This is a genomic window from Faecalibacterium sp. DFI.5.82 (assembly GCF_029076575.1).
GTDB classification, from domain to species: Bacteria; Bacillota; Clostridia; order Oscillospirales; family Ruminococcaceae; genus Faecalibacterium; species Faecalibacterium duncaniae.
The window spans coordinates 1-332 of the sequence record NZ_JARFIS010000252.1 but is presented as its reverse complement, the minus strand read 5'-3'; the positions used below and the strand labels follow the sequence as shown (position 1 = coordinate 332).

Sequence of the window (332 nt, the reverse complement as noted above, 5' to 3'; positions counted from 1 at the left end):
ATTAACAAACTGGAAATTTGCGGATTAACAAAACGCTTTGGATAAAAAACGCTCTTTGAGGATCTGGATCTGACCCTTGCGGAGCCTGCCATCCTCTGGGCCCCCAGCGGCTGGGGCAAGACCACCCTGCTCCGCATCCTGTTGGGGCTGGAAGCGCCGGATTCCGGCACGGTGCAGGGCGTGGGCCGGGTCGGTGCTGTCTTTCAGGAGGATCGGCTCTGCCCGCAGCTGTCCGCCGTGCAGAACGTGGAACTGGTGCTTCCGGAGGGAAAAACACTATACAAAACGCAAATCGTGTCGGATTTTCAACGATTTGGATATGATGAGCAGGC

1 pseudogene is annotated in these 332 nt (G+C 56.3%); it reads left to right on the top strand.

Annotation, left to right across the window (positions count from 1 at the left end):
- Positions 1 to 332: pseudogene (locus P0G09_RS16480) on the top strand (ATP-binding cassette domain-containing protein); the annotation flags it as partial.